Origin of the sequence: Cellulomonas endometrii, from assembly GCF_949769265.1 — a bacterium.
In the GTDB taxonomy this organism is placed as follows: domain Bacteria; phylum Actinomycetota; class Actinomycetes; order Actinomycetales; family Cellulomonadaceae; genus Cellulomonas; species Cellulomonas endometrii.
The window spans coordinates 1-16483 of sequence record NZ_CATKPC010000025.1; the positions used below are offsets into that span (position 1 = coordinate 1).

At 74.8% G+C, this 16483-nt stretch carries 17 protein-coding genes and 2 tRNA genes; 12 read left to right on the top strand and 7 right to left on the bottom strand.

What is annotated here, in order from left to right:
* On the bottom strand, window positions 1-1218 hold a 1218-nt coding region (locus QNH85_RS18360; protein WP_282948735.1), incomplete at its 3' end, for a heparan-alpha-glucosaminide N-acetyltransferase domain-containing protein.
* 114 nt (window positions 1219-1332) lie between these two features.
* Between QNH85_RS18360 and QNH85_RS18365 the strand changes: the two genes are divergently transcribed.
* From QNH85_RS18365 to QNH85_RS18380, 4 genes are all read left to right on the top strand, one after another.
* Entirely contained in the window at window positions 1333-2154 is an 822-nt protein-coding gene (locus QNH85_RS18365; RefSeq protein ID WP_282948737.1) for a methyltransferase domain-containing protein, read from the top strand.
* A 17-nt stretch (window positions 2155-2171) separates the two neighbouring features.
* The gene (locus tag QNH85_RS18370; protein ID WP_282948739.1) at window positions 2172-2954 is read left to right on the top strand and encodes a fumarylacetoacetate hydrolase family protein; all 783 of its coding nucleotides are present in this window, start codon (window positions 2172-2174) and stop codon (window positions 2952-2954) included.
* Between the two features lie 73 nt (window positions 2955-3027).
* Window positions 3028-4533 carry a glutamate--tRNA ligase gene (gltX, locus tag QNH85_RS18375; protein WP_282948740.1) on the top strand — a complete coding sequence of 502 codons (1506 nt, stop codon included), beginning with the start codon at window positions 3028-3030 and terminating at the stop codon, window positions 4531-4533.
* A complete protein-coding gene (locus QNH85_RS18380) occupies window positions 4530-5288 on the top strand; it encodes an HAD family hydrolase (RefSeq protein ID WP_282948742.1) in 759 nt (252 codons plus the stop codon). Before gltX ends, QNH85_RS18380 begins: the two co-directional genes overlap by 4 nt.
* A 48-nt stretch (window positions 5289-5336) precedes the next feature.
* Here the strand turns inward: QNH85_RS18380 and QNH85_RS18385 are convergent, their stop codons facing one another.
* Window positions 5337-6137, bottom strand: a complete 801-nt coding sequence (locus QNH85_RS18385) for a class I SAM-dependent methyltransferase (protein ID WP_282948744.1) — start codon at window positions 6135-6137, stop codon at window positions 5337-5339.
* A 191-nt stretch (window positions 6138-6328) separates the two neighbouring features.
* Between QNH85_RS18385 and QNH85_RS18390 the strand changes: the two genes are divergently transcribed.
* Window positions 6329-6400 (top strand) — tRNA-Gln (locus QNH85_RS18390).
* Between the two features lie 102 nt (window positions 6401-6502).
* A tRNA-Glu gene (locus tag QNH85_RS18395) sits at window positions 6503-6575 on the top strand.
* A 175-nt stretch (window positions 6576-6750) separates the two neighbouring features.
* Here the strand turns inward: QNH85_RS18395 and QNH85_RS18400 are convergent.
* Window positions 6751-7470 carry an IclR family transcriptional regulator gene (locus QNH85_RS18400; RefSeq protein ID WP_154728344.1) on the bottom strand — a complete coding sequence of 240 codons (720 nt, stop codon included), beginning with the start codon at window positions 7468-7470 and terminating at the stop codon, window positions 6751-6753.
* Window positions 7471-7565: 95 nt separating this feature from the next.
* Here QNH85_RS18400 and leuC point away from each other — a divergent pair, with 95 nt between their 5' ends.
* The 4 genes from leuC to QNH85_RS18420 all read left to right on the top strand — a co-directional run bounded on the left by leuC (window position 7566) and on the right by QNH85_RS18420 (window position 11618).
* Window positions 7566-9020: a 3-isopropylmalate dehydratase large subunit gene (leuC, locus tag QNH85_RS18405; RefSeq protein WP_213281961.1), complete on the top strand. Its 1455-nt coding sequence runs from the start codon at window positions 7566-7568 to the stop codon at window positions 9018-9020.
* A 49-nt stretch (window positions 9021-9069) separates the two neighbouring features.
* On the top strand, window positions 9070-9735 hold the full coding sequence (leuD, locus tag QNH85_RS18410) for a 3-isopropylmalate dehydratase small subunit (RefSeq protein WP_282948747.1): 666 nt from the start codon (window positions 9070-9072) through the stop codon (window positions 9733-9735).
* 143 nt (window positions 9736-9878) lie between these two features.
* The gene (murA, locus tag QNH85_RS18415) at window positions 9879-11195 is read left to right on the top strand and encodes a UDP-N-acetylglucosamine 1-carboxyvinyltransferase (protein WP_282948749.1); all 1317 of its coding nucleotides are present in this window, start codon (window positions 9879-9881) and stop codon (window positions 11193-11195) included.
* A 168-nt stretch (window positions 11196-11363) separates the two neighbouring features.
* Window positions 11364-11618 (top strand): acyl carrier protein, encoded by a 255-nt coding sequence (locus QNH85_RS18420; protein ID WP_282948750.1) that lies wholly within the window; start codon window positions 11364-11366, stop codon window positions 11616-11618.
* Between the two features lie 134 nt (window positions 11619-11752).
* Here QNH85_RS18420 and QNH85_RS18425 read toward each other — a convergent pair whose 3' ends face one another.
* From QNH85_RS18425 to QNH85_RS18435, 3 genes are read right to left on the bottom strand one after another with little or no spacing between them, the layout of a single operon-like run.
* The gene (locus tag QNH85_RS18425) at window positions 11753-12532 is read right to left on the bottom strand and encodes an ANTAR domain-containing protein (protein WP_282948752.1); all 780 of its coding nucleotides are present in this window, start codon (window positions 12530-12532) and stop codon (window positions 11753-11755) included.
* A gap of 5 nt (window positions 12533-12537) precedes the next feature.
* Window positions 12538-12714, bottom strand: coding sequence for a hypothetical protein (locus QNH85_RS18430; RefSeq protein WP_282948754.1), 177 nt, complete (start codon window positions 12712-12714; stop codon window positions 12538-12540).
* Window positions 12715-12763: 49 nt separating this feature from the next.
* The gene (locus QNH85_RS18435; RefSeq protein ID WP_282948756.1) at window positions 12764-13801 is read right to left on the bottom strand and encodes an ANTAR domain-containing protein; all 1038 of its coding nucleotides are present in this window, start codon (window positions 13799-13801) and stop codon (window positions 12764-12766) included.
* Between the two features lie 234 nt (window positions 13802-14035).
* Here QNH85_RS18435 and QNH85_RS18440 point away from each other — a divergent pair, with 234 nt between their 5' ends.
* On the top strand, window positions 14036-14770 hold the full coding sequence (locus QNH85_RS18440; protein WP_282948759.1) for a lysophospholipid acyltransferase family protein: 735 nt from the start codon (window positions 14036-14038) through the stop codon (window positions 14768-14770).
* Window positions 14767-15768 (top strand): NAD(P)H-dependent glycerol-3-phosphate dehydrogenase, encoded by a 1002-nt coding sequence (locus QNH85_RS18445; protein WP_282948760.1) that lies wholly within the window; start codon window positions 14767-14769, stop codon window positions 15766-15768. Before QNH85_RS18440 ends, QNH85_RS18445 begins: the two co-directional genes overlap by 4 nt.
* On the opposite strand, the gene QNH85_RS18450 is transcribed toward QNH85_RS18445, so the two are convergent.
* Complete coding sequence (locus QNH85_RS18450; RefSeq protein WP_213281948.1) at window positions 15765-16403, bottom strand: TetR/AcrR family transcriptional regulator; 639 nt, start codon at window positions 16401-16403, stop codon at window positions 15765-15767. The two genes, QNH85_RS18445 and QNH85_RS18450, sit on opposite strands and share 4 nt — an antisense overlap.
* Between the last annotated feature and the right edge of the window lie 80 nt (window positions 16404-16483).

Genomic DNA, 16483 nt, shown 5'->3' on the forward strand with positions numbered 1-16483 from the left:
GTCCGCTGCACGACCACGACGACCGTACGCTGACCGCGTGGAGGGTCTGAACGGTCTCGTGGTGCTGCTCGCCGGCGCGCTCGGTCTGGTCACCGGCATCGGTGCCACGCTGGCGTTCCGGTTCAGCCGCCGCGCCCCGCACACGGCGCCCGGGCGGGCGGCGCGGGGGCCCTCCCGCCCCCGGTCCTGGCCGGCGGCCCCCGGGCGGCCCGCGCGGGCGGGGGCGCGCGCCGCGAGGGTGTGCAGCAGCCGCTCCAGGGGCCCCTGGCCGAACGCGACCCGCCAGAGCCAGCACGCCGCGAGCGTGACCGCGAGGAACGTCAGCCACACCGAGGTGTCCGGCTCCCACACCACCCGCTCCCCGAGCCCGGCGATCGCGAACAGCTGCGCCGTGTAGGCCGTGAGGGCCAGCGCGCCGGTGGCGGCGACCGGGGCGACGAGGCGCGGTGCCGCGTCCCCCACGACGAGGCACAGCGCCAGGACGGCGAGGCCGACGCCGGTGTTCGCCACGACCTCCAGGGGCGAGCTCGAGTGCGGCTCGGTGGTCACCAGCGCGGCGAGGGTCCCGCCCGGCTCCACCGCCCGGCTCAGCAGCGCCGACGCCCCGTGGCCGACGACGGCGAGGACGACGCCGGCGCCCAGCAGCCGGCGGCGCACCGCCGCGTCGCGCAGGTCCGACCGCCCGACGGCGAGACCGACCAGCACGTAGGCGAACCACACGAGGGCGGGGTAGTAGTCGCCGACGACGATGTCGGTGAACGCGCGCCCGGGCAGCACCGCGAGCACCGGGGCCACCGCCAGGCGCAGCACCGGCCCGAGCGCCGCGACCGCCGCCGCGCCGACCAGCAGCCGGCGCGGGTCGGCGCCGAGCAGGGGGACGGCCGCCGCGAACAGCACGGCGTAGGTCGGCAGGATCACCACGACCGGCGTGCCGAGCAGGAGCACCGCGACCCCGATGCCGAGCACGGCGAAGGCGCGCACGAGGATCCTTGTCCGGGCCTGCACCCGCCGGACGCCGACGACGGGGGAGGACCCGCCGGAGATCAGAGCCACCGACACCCCGGACAGCAGCACGAACAGCGCCGCGGACCGCCCGTCGACCACCTGCGCGAGCGACCACGGCCACGGGTCGTCCGGTCCGCCCGGCCCGACGTGCGCCGTGATCATCCCGAGCACGGCGAGGCCGCGGGCGACGTCGACCCCCGTGATCCGCTGCATGCCGACACGGTAGCGGCGTCCCGGACGCCGGGCGCCGCGCACGTCGTCCCGCCATCCGGGACGGCCCGTACCGCCTACTGGAACGCACCCCGGCGACCCGCCTAGAGTCGACGGGTGACCGACACGCACCCGGCCGAGGTCTACACCCACGGCCACCACGACAGCGTGCTGCGCTCCCACCGGTGGCGCACCGCGGAGAACTCGGCGGCCTACCTGCTGCCTGCCCTGCAGCCCGGCCAGCGCCTGCTCGACGTGGGCTGCGGCCCGGGCAACCTCACCGTCGACCTCGCGGCCCGCGTGGCGCCCGGGGACGTGGTCGGGCTGGACCGGTCCGAGCGGGTGCTCGACATCGCCCGCGAGGAGGCCGCCCAGGCCGGGGTCGCCAACGTCACGTTCACGCCCGGCGACGCGTACGCGCTGCCGTTCGAGGACGACAGCTTCGACGTCGCGCACGCGCACCAGCTGCTCCAGCACCTGGCCGACCCGGTCGCCGCCCTGCGCGAGCTCCGCCGGGTCACGCGGCCCGGCGGCGTGGTGGCCGTGCGCGACGCCGACTACGCGGGGATGACCTGGTACCCGCCGTCGCCCGTCCTCGACGAGTGGTCCGCGCTGTACCACGAGGTCACGCAGGCCAACGGGGCGGAGGCCGACGCCGGCCGGCGGCTGCACTCCTGGGTCCTCGCCGCGGGCTTCGACCCCGACTCGCTCGTCGTCACCGCCGGTGTCTGGTGCTACGCCTCCGCGGAGGACCGCGAGTGGTGGGCCGGCCTGTGGGCGGAGCGGTGCGTGGCCTCCGACTTCGCGCAGCAGGCCGTCGGGCACGGGCTCGCCGACGAGGTGGCGCTCGAGCAGCTGGCGACCGGCTGGCGCGAGTGGGGCGAGGCCCCCGACGGGTGGTTCGCCGTGCTGCACGGCGAGGTGCTGGCCCGGGTCTGACCGTTAGGGTGAGGCCCGTGCGTATCGCGAGGTTCACCACGGGGGACGACCCCCGCTACGCCCTGGTCGAGGGCGAGCCGGGTCAGGAGCAGCTCGTCGTCATCACCGGCGACCCGATCTACACGCCGGTGCAGCCCACCGGCGAGCGGATCCCGCTCGGCGACGGGGTCCGCCTGCTCGCGCCGGTCATCCCGCGGTCGAAGATCATCGGCGTCGGCCGCAACTACGTGGACCACGCCGCCGAGATGGGCAACGAGGTCCCGGCGTCGCCGCTGCTGTTCCTCAAGCCCAACACCTCGGTGGTCGGCCCGGACGACCCGATCGTGCTGCCCGACTGGACCGAGGAGGTCTCGTACGAGGCCGAGCTGGCCGTCGTGATCGGCAAGGTCACCAAGGACGTCCCGCCCGAGCGCGCCCTCGCGCAGGTGTTCGGCTTCACCGTGGCGAACGACGTGACGGCCCGCGACGCGCAGCGCGCCGACTCCCAGTGGGCCCGCGCCAAGGGCTTCGACTCGTCCTGCCCGCTCGGGCCGTGGATCGTGCCGGGGCTCGACGTCGACGACCTGGCGGTGCGCTCCCGGGTCAACGGCGAGGCGAAGCAGGACGGCCGGACGTCCCAGATGGTCTTCGACGTCGCGTACCTCATCTCGTACATCTCCGAGGCGTTCACCCTGCTCCCCGGCGACGTGATCCTCACCGGCACGCCCGCGGGCGTCGGCCTGCTCGCCGAGCGGGACGTCGTCGAGGTCGAGGTCGAGGAGATCGGCACCCTGCGCAACCCGGTGCTGCGCCGGGGCTGACCGCCTGCCCGCGCGTCGGACCCGGCCCCACCCGCGTCGGGCCGGGCCGGCGCGGCTCGATAGGGTGGACGGCGTGACCTCCGCTGCTCCCGCCTCCCCGGTTCGCGTCCGCTTCTGCCCCTCGCCCACGGGCACCCCGCACGTCGGGCTGATCCGCACGGCGCTGTTCAACTGGGCGTACGCCCGGCACGTCGGCGGCACCTTCGTGTTCCGCATCGAGGACACCGACGCGGCGCGCGACTCCGAGGAGTCCTACCAGCAGCTGCTCGACGCGCTGCGCTGGCTCGGGCTCGACTGGGACGAGGGCGTCGAGGTCGGCGGCCCGCACGCGCCGTACCGGCAGTCGCAGCGGATGGACCTGTACGCCGACGTCGCGCGGCGCCTGCTCGAGGGCGGCTACGCCTACGAGTCGTTCTCCACGCCGGAGGAGGTCGAGGCCCGGCACCGCGCCGCCGGCCGCGACCCGAAGCTCGGCTACGACGGGTACGACCGCGGCCTGACCGACGAGCAGAAGGCCGCCTACCGCGCGGAGGGCCGCGAGCCCGTCCTGCGGCTGCGGATGCCCGACGAGGACGTCACGTTCACCGACCTGGTGCGCGGCGACGTCACGTTCAAGGCCGGGTCCGTGCCGGACTACGTGGTCGTCCGCGGCAACGGGCAGCCGCTCTACACGCTGGTCAACCCGATCGACGACGCCCTCATGGGCATCACGCACGTGCTGCGCGGCGAGGACCTGCTGTCGTCGACCCCGCGCCAGGTCGTGCTGTACCGGGCGCTGCTGGAGCTCGGCGTGGCGACGGTCATGCCGCAGTTCGGCCACCTGCCCTACGTCATGGGCGAGGGCAACAAGAAGCTCTCGAAGCGGGACCCCGAGTCGAACCTGTTCCTGCACCGGGAGCGCGGCTTCACGCCCGAGGGCCTGCTGAACTACCTGTCGCTGCTCGGCTGGTCGATCGGCCCGGACCGCGACATCTTCTCGGTCGCCGAGCTGGTCGAGGCGTTCGACGTCGCGGACGTGAACCCCAACCCCGCGCGGTTCGACCTGAAGAAGGCCGAGGCGATCAACGCCGAGCACGTCCGGCTGCTCGCGCCCGAGGACTTCCGCGACCGCCTGGTGCCGTACCTGCACGCCGCGGGCCTGGTCCCCGCCGACTCGTACGCCGACCTGTCGCCGGAGCACCGCGCCCTGCTCGACGCCGGCGCGCCGCTGATCCAGACCCGGGTCACGCTGCTCGGCGAGGCCGTGGGGATGCTCGGGTTCCTGTTCACCTCCGACGACGCGCTGGTCGTCGAGGAGGACGCCCGGGGCGCGCTGAAGGAGAGCGCCGCCGACGTGCTCGACGCCGCGACCGCCGCGCTGTCGGAGCTGCCCGCGGACGGGTTCACCACCCAGGCCACGCAGGACGCCCTGCAGGCCGCGCTGGTCGACGGGCTCGGCATCAAGCCGCGGTTCGCGTTCACGCCGCTGCGCGTGGCCGTGTCGGGCCGCCGCGTGTCGCCGCCGCTGTTCGAGTCCCTGGAGATCCTCGGCAAGGACTCCACCCTGGCGCGGCTCGCGACGCTGCGCGCCTCGCTGTGACGGCCGCTGTGCCCCCCGCCGTGCCCGGGCCGCCGGTCGACGGCGTCCTGTTCGACGTCGACGACACCCTGGTCGACACGCACGGGGCCTTCGCCGCGGCGCTCGCCGCCGTGAGCCGGCGCTGGCTCCCGGAGCTCGACCCGGCGCGGGACGGCGAGGTGCTGGACCACTGGCGCGCCGACTCCGGCGGCCGCTACCGCCGGTACACGCGCGGCGAGGTGTCGTACCGCGAGCAGCGGATGGCCCGCGCCAACGACCTGCACGCGACGTTCGGCGGGCCGGCGCTCGACGACGCCGCCTACGACGAGTGGAACGCGCTGTTCGAGGAGCGGTTCCGCGCCGCCTGGGCCGCGCACGCCGACGCCGCCGCGGTGGTCCGGCGGCTGCTGGACGCGGGCGTGAAGGTCGGCGCCCTCACCAACGCCGCGACGGAGTACCAGATCGCGAAGCTGACGCACGCGGGGCTGGCGCAGGACGTCCCGCTGCTGGTCGGCGTCGACACCCTCGGGTTCGGCAAGCCGGACCCGCGCGTGTTCGCGGAGGCCTGCCGCCGGCTGGGCACCGAACCCGGCCGGACCGCGTACGTGGGCGACGAGCTGGACGTCGACGCCCGCGCCGCCGTGGCCGCCGGGCTGCGGGGGGTGTGGCTGGCCCGGCCGGGCCTGGGCGCGAAGGACGCGAACGGCACCGCCGCGCTGCCGACCGACGTGGTGATCGCGTCGCTGGACGAGCTGCCGGCGGTGCTCGGGCTCTGACGGCGGGGCCGGCGCGGGCCGGCGCGGGTGAGCCCAGGTCAGCGCGGGTCAGCGCGCGGCGGTGCGCACCGCGCGGAAGCAGTCCGTCCGGTAGGGCATCGCGACGACGTCGCGCCCGCGGAGCTCGGGGTGCGTGGCCGCCAGCTCGTCGATCTCCGCCAGCAGCGCCTCGCGCGCGTCCTCCGGGAGGGTCAGCACGTGCGAGCGGCTCGCGGCGAGCGCCCGCAGCGACGACGGCGCCACGGGGTCCGTCCACCGCACCTGCCGGTGCTCGACGGGGCCGAACATCGGTCCGAGGGCCGGGGCCCCGCTGATGGTCCGCAGCGGGTCGTCGCGGTGCAGGATCTCCTCCACCTCGGCGACCCACCCGGCACCCGCCTCGGTGTCCCGGACGTTCCACAGCAGCGCCAGCGTGCCGCCGGGCCGCAGCACCCGGGCCAGCTCGGCGGCCGCGCGCGGCGGGTCGAACCAGTGCCACGCCTGCCCGACCGCCACCGCGTCGGCGCTCGCCGCCGGCAGCCCGGTGCCCTCGGCGGTGCCCGGCAGGACGGTCACCCCGGGGAGCGCGGCGTGCAGAGCGTCGCGCATGCCCGGGGACGGCTCGACGGCCGTGACCCGGCGGCCCGGGACGTCCTGCGCGAGGATCCGCTCGGTCAGCTTGCCCGTCCCGGCGGCGAGGTCCACGACGTCCAGGGCGCTGCGGGGCACGCACCACGCGACGGCCTCGTCCGGGTAGGACGGGCGGGCCGTCTGGTACAGCGCGGCGGCGGCGCCGAACGAGGCCGCGCGGCGGGCGTGCTGGTCGTCGTGGGTGGCGTGGCGGGTGGGGGAGGCGGGCTGATCGGTCACGCCTCCGAGACTGCCACCGGGCGTCCGGACAGGCCTCGCGAGCGGCCGGTTTGGAGCCCGCCCGACTGTCCGGTAATGTTCTCGGCCGGTGAGACGTCCGGTTGACGTCGGCCCCCCAACCGCTCGGACGGCGCCCTGTGCGCCGGTCGGTGCTGGTCGCGGGACCGGGATCAACGGGGGTTTTGTCCCATTGGGGTATGGTGTAATTGGCAGCACGAGTGATTCTGGTTCACTTAGTCTAGGTTCGAGTCCTGGTACCCCAGCAAGGCCCGGTGACATTGCCCGCGAGGGCGGACGCCACCGAGTCGAGCAGGATGCTGTAGAGTAGTTCCCGGTCGATCCCCGGTAGGGGAGAGATCGTCCAGGCCCCCATCGTCTAGAGGCCTAGGACGCCGCCCTCTCACGGCGGTAACAGGGGTTCGAATCCCCTTGGGGGTACATCGAGAGGCCGGTCACCATCAGGTGACCGGCCTTTCTGCTTGCCGCACCCATTCCCGGGCTTCCCCCCTGCATTCCTCAGCGATAGCCGAGATCGGCAGTGCGGCGCCGAGGTCGGCAGCCGTAGGTGCCGAACTGGGCCACCGACTGCCGACCTCGGCGCGTCGCGGGTGCGCTACTCCGCGGTGCGGCGCAGGACCTCCGTCAGGCGGTTCGCCGCCGAGACGACGGCCGCGGCGTGCAGGCGGCCGGGCTGGCGGCTGAGGCGCTCGACCGGGCCGGAGATCGAGACCGCCGCGACGACCCGCCCGGACTGGCCCCGGACCGGGGCGGAGACCGACGCCACGCCGACCTCGCGCTCGGACACCGACTGGGCCCACCCGCGGCGGCGGACGCCGGACAGGATCGTGGCGGTGAACTTCGCGCCCTGGAGCCCGCGGTGCAGCCGGTCGGGCTCCTCCCAGGCGAGCAGGATCTGCGCGGCGGACCCGGCGGCCATCGTGAGCGTCGCCCCCACCGGGATCGAGTCGCGCAGGCCGATGGGCCGCTCGGCGGCCGCGACGCAGATGCGCTGGTCGCCCTGCCGCCGGTAGAGCTGGGCGCTCTCGCCCGTGTGGTCCCGCAGCGCGGCGAGCACCGGGCCCGCCGCTGCCAGCAGCCGGTCCTCGCCGGCCGCGCTCGCCAGCTCCGTCAGTCGCGGCCCCAGGACGAACCGACCCTGCATGTCGCGCCCCACCAGGCGGTGGTGCTCGAGCGCGACCGCCAGACGGTGAGCCGTCGGACGGGCAAGATGGGTGGCGTTGACCAGCTGCGCGAGGGTCGCGGGGCCGGCCTCCAGGGCGTTGAGGACAGAGGCGGCCTTGTCGAGTACGCCGACTCCGCTAGAGTTGTCCATAGGTCGATATTGGCGTCTCGAAGGCTGAGACGCAAGTGCGACACCCAGACGGACCCCGGACGGCCCCCCGCCCGGCGAGCGGAGAGGACGGCGACATGGCCGGCACACTGGCGGAGAAGGTGTGGGAGAACCACATCGTGCGGCGCGGCACGGACGGCGCGCCCGACCTCCTGTACATCGACCTGCACCTGGTCCACGAGGTGACCAGCCCGCAGGCCTTCGAGGGGCTGCGGCTCGCGGGCCGGAAGGTCCGCCGCCCGGACCTCACCCTGGCGACCGAGGACCACAACACCCCGACGCTCGACATCGACCGGCCGATCGCCGACACGACGTCGCGGACCCAGATCCAGACCCTGCGGAACAACGCCGCGGAGTTCGGCGTCCGGCTGCACTCCCTGGGCGACGCGGACCAGGGCATCGTGCACCAGGTGGGCCCGCAGCTCGGGCTGACGATGCCGGGCCTGACGGTCGTCTGCGGCGACTCGCACACGTCCACGCACGGCGCGTTCGGCGCGCTGGCGTTCGGCATCGGCACCTCCGAGGTCGAGCACGTGCTCGCCACGCAGACCCTGCCGCTGGCCCCGTTCAAGACCATGGCCATCACCGTGAACGGCGCGCTGCCGCTCGGCGCCACGGCGAAGGACATCATCCTGGCGGTCATCGCGAAGATCGGCACCGGCGGCGGCCAGGGCTACGTCCTGGAGTACCGCGGCGACGCCATCCGGTCCCTGTCGATGGAGGGCCGGATGACGATCTGCAACATGTCGATCGAGGCCGGCGCCCGCGCGGGCATGATCGCCCCGGACGAGACCACGTTCGAGTACCTCAAGGGCCGCCCGCACGCGCCCGAGGGCGCCGACTGGGACGCCGCCGTGGAGTACTGGCGGACGCTGCGCACCGACGACGACGCGACGTTCGACGCCGAGGTGGTCCTGGAGGCCGCGGACCTCGAGCCGTTCGTCACGTGGGGCACCAACCCCGGCCAGGGCCTGCCGCTGTCCGCGACCGTCCCCGTCCCGGAGGAGATCGCGGACGCCAACGAGCGCGTCGCCGCCGAGCGGGCCATCGAGTACATGGGCCTGACGCCGGGCCAGCCGCTGCGCGAGATCGCGGTCGACACGGTGTTCATCGGCTCCTGCACGAACGGCCGGATCGAGGACCTGCGGGCCGCCGCGAAGATCGTCCAGGGCAAGCAGAAGGCCGAGTCGGTCCGGGTGCTGGTCGTGCCGTCGTCCGCGCGGGTGCGCCTGCAGGCCGAGGCCGAGGGCCTGGACAAGATCTTCCTGGACTTCGGCGCGGAGTGGCGCAACGCCGGCTGCTCGATGTGCCTCGGCATGAACCCCGACCAGCTGGCGCCGGGGGAGCGGTCCGCGTCGACGTCGAACCGCAACTTCGAGGGCCGGCAGGGCAAGGGCGGCCGCACGCACCTGGTGTCCCCGCTCGTGGCCGCCGCCACCGCGATCCGCGGGACCCTGTCCTCCGTCTCCGACCTCGGCCCGGACGTCCCGGTGCCGGACGGCTCGCCGCTGCAGGACCTGCAGCCGGCCTGAGCCGCCGACCCCGCCGCCCGAGCCCCCCGACCCCAGGAACGAGATCGTCATGGAGAAGATCACCCAGCACACCGGCGTCGGCGTCCCGCTGCGCCGCAGCAACGTCGACACCGACCAGATCATCCCGGCCGTGTACCTCAAGCGGGTCACCCGCACCGGCTTCGAGGACGCCCTGTTCGCCGCCTGGCGCGGTGACCCGTCGTTCGTGCTGAACCAGGACGCCTACAAGGCCGGCTCCGTGCTGGTCGCGGGCCCCGACTTCGGCACCGGCTCCTCCCGCGAGCACGCCGTGTGGGCGCTCAAGGACTACGGCTTCAAGGTCGTGCTGGCCTCCCGGTTCGCGGACATCTTCCGCGGCAACTCCGGCAAGCAGGGCCTGGTCGCCGGCCAGGTCGCGCAGGAGGACATCGAGCTCATCTGGAAGATCCTCGAGACCGCCCCGGGCACCGAGGTGACCGTGGACCTCGAGGCCCGCACGGTCACCTGCGACGACGTCGTGGTGCCGTTCCAGATCGACGACTACACCCGCTGGCGCCTCCTGGAGGGCCTGGACGACATCGGCCTGACCCTCCAGCACGAGGAGGAGATCACCGCGTTCGAGGCGACCCGCGACGCCTGGCGGCCGAAGACGCTGCCGGCCAAGCACCTGCCGCCGGTGGAGATCAAGGCCGCCCGCCCGGTCGAGCTCGCGATCGGCCGCCGTCCCGGCCTGTAGGACCACGCACCCGACGCCCGGGCCCCGCAGCCGCTGCGCTGTGCGGGGCCCGGGCGTCTGGTTTGTGGAGGTTTGGCGAGCGCTGTGCCGCGCCACCCGCGCGGTGCGCGTCGGCACCCTCCCGGGTGGGTCACCATGGGGGGATGACCGATCTGCTGTACGTCCACGGCGGCACGCCGCTCTCCGGTGAGATCACCGTCCGCGGGGCCAAGAACTTCGTCTCCAAGGCGATGGTGGCGGCGCTGCTGGGCGAGACCCCGAGCGTGCTCCGCAACGTCCCGCAGATCCGCGACGTCGGCGTCGTGACCGGGCTGCTGGAGCTGCACGGCGTGCGGGTCGACGCCGACCCGGAGGGGGGCGTGCTGCGCCTCGACCCCACCGACGTCGAGTCGGCGCACGTGGCCGACATCGACGCGCACGCCGGGTCCAGCCGCATCCCGATCCTGTTCTGCGGCCCGCTGCTGCACCGCCTCGGCGAGGCGTTCATCCCGGACCTCGGCGGCTGCCGGATCGGCGACCGGCCGATCAACTACCACCTCGACATCCTGCGGCAGTTCGGCGCCGTCGTGGACAAGCGCGAGAACGGCATCCACATCCGCGCGCCGCGCCGCCTGCAGGGCACGAAGATCACGCTGCCGTACCCGAGCGTCGGCGCGACCGAGCAGCTGCTGCTCACCGCCGTGCGCGCCGAGGGCATCACGGAGCTGACGAACGCGGCGATCGAGCCCGAGATCATGGACCTGATCAACGTCCTGCAGAAGATGGGCGCGATCATCTCGGTCGACACCGACCGGGTCATCCGGATCGAGGGCGTCGACCGGCTCGTCGGGTTCCAGCACACGGCGCTGGCGGACCGCATCGAGGCGGCGTCCTGGGCGTCGGCCGCGCTGGCGACCGGCGGAGACATCTACGTCCGCGGCGCCACCCAGCCCGAGATGACGACGTTCCTCAACACGTTCCGCAAGGTCGGCGGCGAGTTCGTCATCGACGACGAGGGCATCCGGTTCTTCCACCCCGGCGGCGACCTGTCGTCGATCGTGCTCGAGACGGACGTGCACCCCGGCTTCATGACCGACTGGCAGCAGCCGCTGGTCGTCGCGCTGACCCAGGCCAAGGGCCTGTCGATCGTGCACGAGACGGTGTACGAGAACCGGTTCGGGTTCACCGACGCGCTGCGCGGGATGGGCGCGACCATCCAGGTCTACAAGGAGTGCCTGGGCGGGCGGCCGTGCCGGTTCGGGCAGCGGAACTTCTACCACTCGGCGGTCGTCTCGGGCCCGACGCCGCTGTCCGCCGCCGACATCGAGGTGCCCGACCTGCGCGGCGGGTTCAGCCACCTGATCGCCGCGCTCACCGCCAAGGGCACGTCCGCCGTGCGGGGGATCAGCCTCATCGACCGGGGCTACGAGCGGTTCACCGACAAGCTGGTCGCGCTCGGCGCGGAGTTCGACCGCGACTGACGCGGTACCGCCACGACGACGCCCGCCCGCGCCACGCGCCGGCGGGCGTCGTCGTCCCCGGGTTGCGGCGTCGCGCCGGGCCCCTAGCGTGGGGCTCGGGTCCAGGGTCGGGCCCGTCCGCGCGGCACCGCCGGAGCGCCGCGGTGCCGGACGAAAGGAGCCGTGGTCATGGCGACAGGCGAGACCGGTTTCGACGACGTCACGTTCGACCTCATCTCCGTGCAGTACCACTCGCTCAAGGCCGGGCACGACTACGGGCAGTACGTGCGCGACGCCCGCAACGCCGGCGAGGACGAGATCGCCGAGTTCTTCGAGCGCGTGATGGCCGAGGACTCCGCGCGGGCCCAGCAGTGCCACCAGTTCCTGGCACGGCTCACCCAGCACGGGACGGACGCGACCTCACCGCAGAGCGCAGGGGCCTGAGCGGCGGGGTCCGGCCCGGTCGCGAGGTCGCCCGGCGGGACCGGGCGACCTCGCGGACGGACCGGGCGGGCCGACGTGGCACGCGGACGGACCGGGCAGGCCGACGCGCCCCGGGCCGACGTGGCCCGCGGGGGTCAGGTCCCGGGCCGGTCGCGGAACTCGTTGGCGCTGTGCGGCTCCGCCCCGGACACCCGGGTGACGATCTGCGCGGCCACGTCCCGCAGCTTGGCGTTCCGGTGCTGGGACGCCCGGCGCAGGATCGCGAAGGCCTCCTCGGGGGAGCAGCGGTTCTGCGCCATGATGACGCCGAGCGCCTGGTCGATGGTGGTGCGCGACGCCATGGCCTGCTTCAGGTCGGCGTTGACCCGGGCCTGCTCCTCCACGCGCGCGGCGACGGCGAGCGCGCGTCCGGCGTCCTCGGCGAACGCCTGCACGTCCGCCAGCGTGGCCTCGTCCCACTCGCCGGGCTCCGGCCGGTACAGGTTGATCGCCAGCTCGAGGTCGGGCTCCTCGGCCAGGGACGCGGGCAGCGCCGCCGCCGAGCCGAACCCGGCCGCCAGCGAGGCCTCGCGCCACTGCGCCCACCGGTCGGCGGCCGCGATCTCGGGCACCGTGATCAGGCCGCCGTGCACGGTGGCCTCCAGGCACGGGCCCGCCCCGGCGGCCTGCTCCACGCGGTCGCACTCGGCGCTGCGCTCGTCGGTCGCGGCCGCGACGGTCGGCTGCTGGCGCAGGCGGAGCGTGATGGCGGCCGAGGCCGAGTCGCCGACCCGCTCGGCGGCGCGGTGCACGATCGTGTCGAGCAGCACCTCCAGCGGGACGGCGGTGGCGAGCATGCTGTGCATCTCCCCGAGCGCGACCGTGCGCCACTCCTCGTGGACGGAGCCGTCACCGTCCACGGACGGGGTCGCCACGGCCCTCATCGCCCGGCGGGGCCGCGTCCGGGGCGCTGCCGCTGCTCGGGCCCGTCGGCCGGCTCGGTGTAGGCGTCCTCGGGCCCGTCGCCCTCGGACCCCGGCGTGCTCTGCTCGGCCACGTCGTCGGGGTCGCCCCCGGGCAGCACGCCGTCGGGGCGGTCAGCCGCATCCTGGCTCACGTCGTCCTCCTCCGTCTCGGATGGGAGACATGCTGCTGCCGGGGCGTGCTCACCGCATCTCGGCGGGCTCGGGCGCCGTGCCGTGCGGCGGCACCATCCGCAGCGCCACGCCGGCGTGCTCGCACCGCCGCCGCAGCCGGGAGATGTGCAGCGCGGCGACCGGGCCGAGCCGCTGCAGGGCGGAGGCGTCCAGCACGAGGGTGCCGCGCGACGGGACGGCGCGCAGCGCCTCGGACAGCCCGGTCACGAGCGCGGGGGCGGTCGAAGCGTCCACCTCGCCCTCCAGCCGCACGAGCACGACCCGCCCGTCCTGCGCGTGCCGGACGTCGAGCTGCGCCGGCAGGTGCGGGTGGGCGTGCAGCGAGCCGTCGAGCGCCGCCGCGGTCGCCCCCGGCACGTCGGCGAGGCTCGCGAGGGCGGTGTCGAGCAGCTCGCGCGGGTCGACCGCGGCGCGGCGGCCCGGCAGCGCCTCCAGCAGCCGCTCGGCCAGGGCCCGGACCTTCACGTTGAGGTGCTCGGAGTGCCACCGCAGGAACTCGAAAGCCGCGGCGCCGTCGATCCCGTACGCCAGCATGACGGCGCCCTTGGCCTGGTCGATCACCTCGCGGGAGGCGATGGCGGCGGTCAGCATCTCGTCGGCCCGCCGGGCGGCGGTGGCGCCGATCTCGGCACCGAGGTCGATGAGCAGCCCGAGCTGCTGGCGCGCGGGGGCGTCGGGCGTGTCCGCCTGCGCGTCGAGCGAGCCGTCCCCGGTGCGGGTGCCGCGCGGGTCGGCCTCGCCGGCGAGCACCGCGAGCACCACGCGCTCCTCGCCGGCGGCGTCGAGCAGGCGGTAGCGCGCGGTGCGCCCGGCCGCGGGCTCGGTGGGCGCGCCGCGCAGGACGGACTCGAGCCCCGCGCGGTCGTCGCGGTGGCAGTGGGCGAGCATCAGGGCGGTCGAGGGGACGACGTCCCCCGGCTGGAAGCCGTGGATGCGGTAGACGGGCTCGGACCACGCGAGCGACTCGCCGTCGCTGAGGATGTGGAACGTGCCCGGTACGGAGGACCGGGACTCCGCCCGGGTCGACGGTCGGGTGGTGAGGGACATGCGTGCTCCGAAGCCGAGGCGCGACCGTGTCTCTGCACGTCACGCCGGGTTTCTCGCGCGGCTCGCTTCGTCCCAACGATGCGCGGCGGCCCCGGGGGTGAACCGCGGTGACCAGGACCGATACTGCCTCATCCGGGCGTGGCGCGCACGCCGAGGCCGTCACCGGCGGTGCGGGCGCGCTCGCCCCGGGCGCGCCCGCGGGGCCCTGCTGCCCGCCAGGTAGCATCGGCTCCCGTGCACCCGCCCCGCGCCAACCGCGCCTACCGCAACGTCGCCCGCGTCCTGCGCCCCGTGCTCTACGCGATCACGCGGCGGGACTGGCGGGGCACGGAGCACCTGCGCCTGCCGGCGGGCACCGGGTTCATCGCCGCCGGGAACCACATGTCGAACGTCGACCCGATCACGTTCGCGCACTACCTGTACGACAACGGCGTCGCCCCGAAGATCCTCGCGAAGTCGTCGCTGTTCGGGGTCCCGGTGCTGGGCTGGGTGCTGCGCACGTCCGGGCAGATCCCGGTGTACCGGAACACCTCGCGGGCGGGCGACTCGCTGAGCGCCGCGGAGGCCGCGCTGGCCGAGGGGGAGTGCGTCGCCGTGTTCCCCGAGGGCACGCTGACCCGGGACCCGGACCTGTGGCCGATGGTCGCGAAGACCGGCGTGGCCCGCCTCGCGCTGACCTCCCGGGTGCCGGTCGTGCCGATCGCGCAGTGGGGCGCGCAGGACCTGCTGGGCCGGTACAAGAAGCTGTTCAAGCCGTTCCCGCCCAAGAGGATCACCGTCGTCGCGGGCCCGCCCGTCGTGCTCGACGACCTGTACGACCGGCCGCTCGACGCCGCGACGCTGCGCGAGGCCACCGAGCGGGTCATGGCGGCGATCACCGCCCTGCTCGCGGACGTGCGCGGCGAGACGCCCCCGGCCACCCCCTACAACATGCGGCGTCCGGGCGGGACGTCGACGGACCTCACGTGACGCGCGCCGCCGTGCTGGGCGCCGGCGCCTGGGGGACGACGTTCGCCGCGGTGCTGGCCGACGCGGGGTGCGACGTCACCGTCTGGGGCCGGGACGCCGCCGTGTGCGCCGAGATCGCGCGGGACCGCCGGAACAGCCGCTACCTGCCGGGCACCGACCTGCCGGAGCGCGTCACCGCAGACCCGGACGCGGCGTCCGCCCTCGCCGGCGCCGACGTGGTGGCCGTCGCCGTCCCGTCGCAGTCCGCGCGGGCCACCCTGGCGCCGCTCGCCGGGGCGCTGGCGCCCGGGGCGGTCGTCGTGTCCCTGATGAAGGGCGTCGAGCTCGCCACCGACCGCCGGATGAGCGAGGTCGTCGCCGAGTCGCTCGACCTGCCCGGCGCCCGCGTGGCCGTGCTGTCGGGGCCGAACCTCGCTTCCGAGATCGCCGCGCGGCAGCCGACCGCGACCGTCGTCGCGTCGACGGACGCCGGTGCCGCCGAGCGGGTCGCCGCCGCCTGCGCGACCGGGTACTTCCGGCCGTACACGAACGACGACGTGGTCGGGGTCGAGCTGTGCGGCGCCGTGAAGAACGTCATCGCGCTCGCGGTCGGCATCTCGCAGGGCCGCGGCCTCGGCTACAACACGATGGCCACCGTCATCACCCGGGGCCTGGTGGAGATCACCCGGCTCGGGCTCGCGCTCGGCGCCCGGGCGGAGACGTTCCCCGGGCTCGCGGGCATGGGCGACCTCATGGCGACCTGCGCGTCCCCGGACTCGCGGAACCACCGGCTCGGCCTGCACATCGGCCGCGGGATGACGCTGGACGAGGCCGTCACCGCGACCGGCGGCACGGCGGAGGGCGTGAAGAGCTCGAGGTCCGTGCTCGACCTGGCGGAGCGCGCGGGCGTCGAGATGCCGATCACCCAGGCGGTGGTCCAGGTGCTGCACGAGGGGCTGCCGGTCGACGCGCTGGCGCCGCTGCTGCTGGGCCGCCCGCGCAAGGCCGAGGGCCTCTAGCCCTCCGCGACCACGGCGGGTGCGGGCTGCACGACCGCGGACACCAGCGCCTCGATGGCGAACTCGCTCGCGCGCGCCAGCTCCACGTCGTCCCGCGCCAGCAGCCACTGCACCTGGAGGCCGTCCATCACGGCGAGGATGCTCGCCGCCGCGCGGTCGACGGTGTCGGGGGCCTCGATGCCCCGCGCCTCGCACACCACCCGGAACGCCGCGGCGATCTCGCCCCGCAGCGTGCGGTACCGGTCCTCGAAGTACGCGCGGCCGGGGTGGTCGTCGGTGACGGACTCGGCGGACAGCACGGCGTAGGTCTGCACGATGCCGGGGCGCTGCTCGTTGGCGAACGCGGTGCGCACCAGGTGCCGGAACAGCTCGATGCCGTCGGGGATCCGCTGCTCGGCGAGGCCCTCCACGTCGGTCTCGTCGCGGTACCGCAGCACCTCGACCAGCAGCTGGTCCTTGGACCCGAAGTGGTGCAGGATCCCGGCGTGGGTCATGTCGACCTGCTCCGCGATCTCGGTGAGCGGGCCGTTGTTGTACCCCTTGCTGCCGAACGTGGTCATCGCGGCGCGCAGGATGCGCCGTCGGCGCTCCAGCGTCTCCGGTCGTGGCCGGGGGGACCGCTTGGGCGAGCCCATGACTTCCTCATTCCTGCGGGCGCCGGGGTGCCGCGCGCCTGCGGGGCGCGCGCCGCCGATTCTAGGGCGCCCGCGTCGTG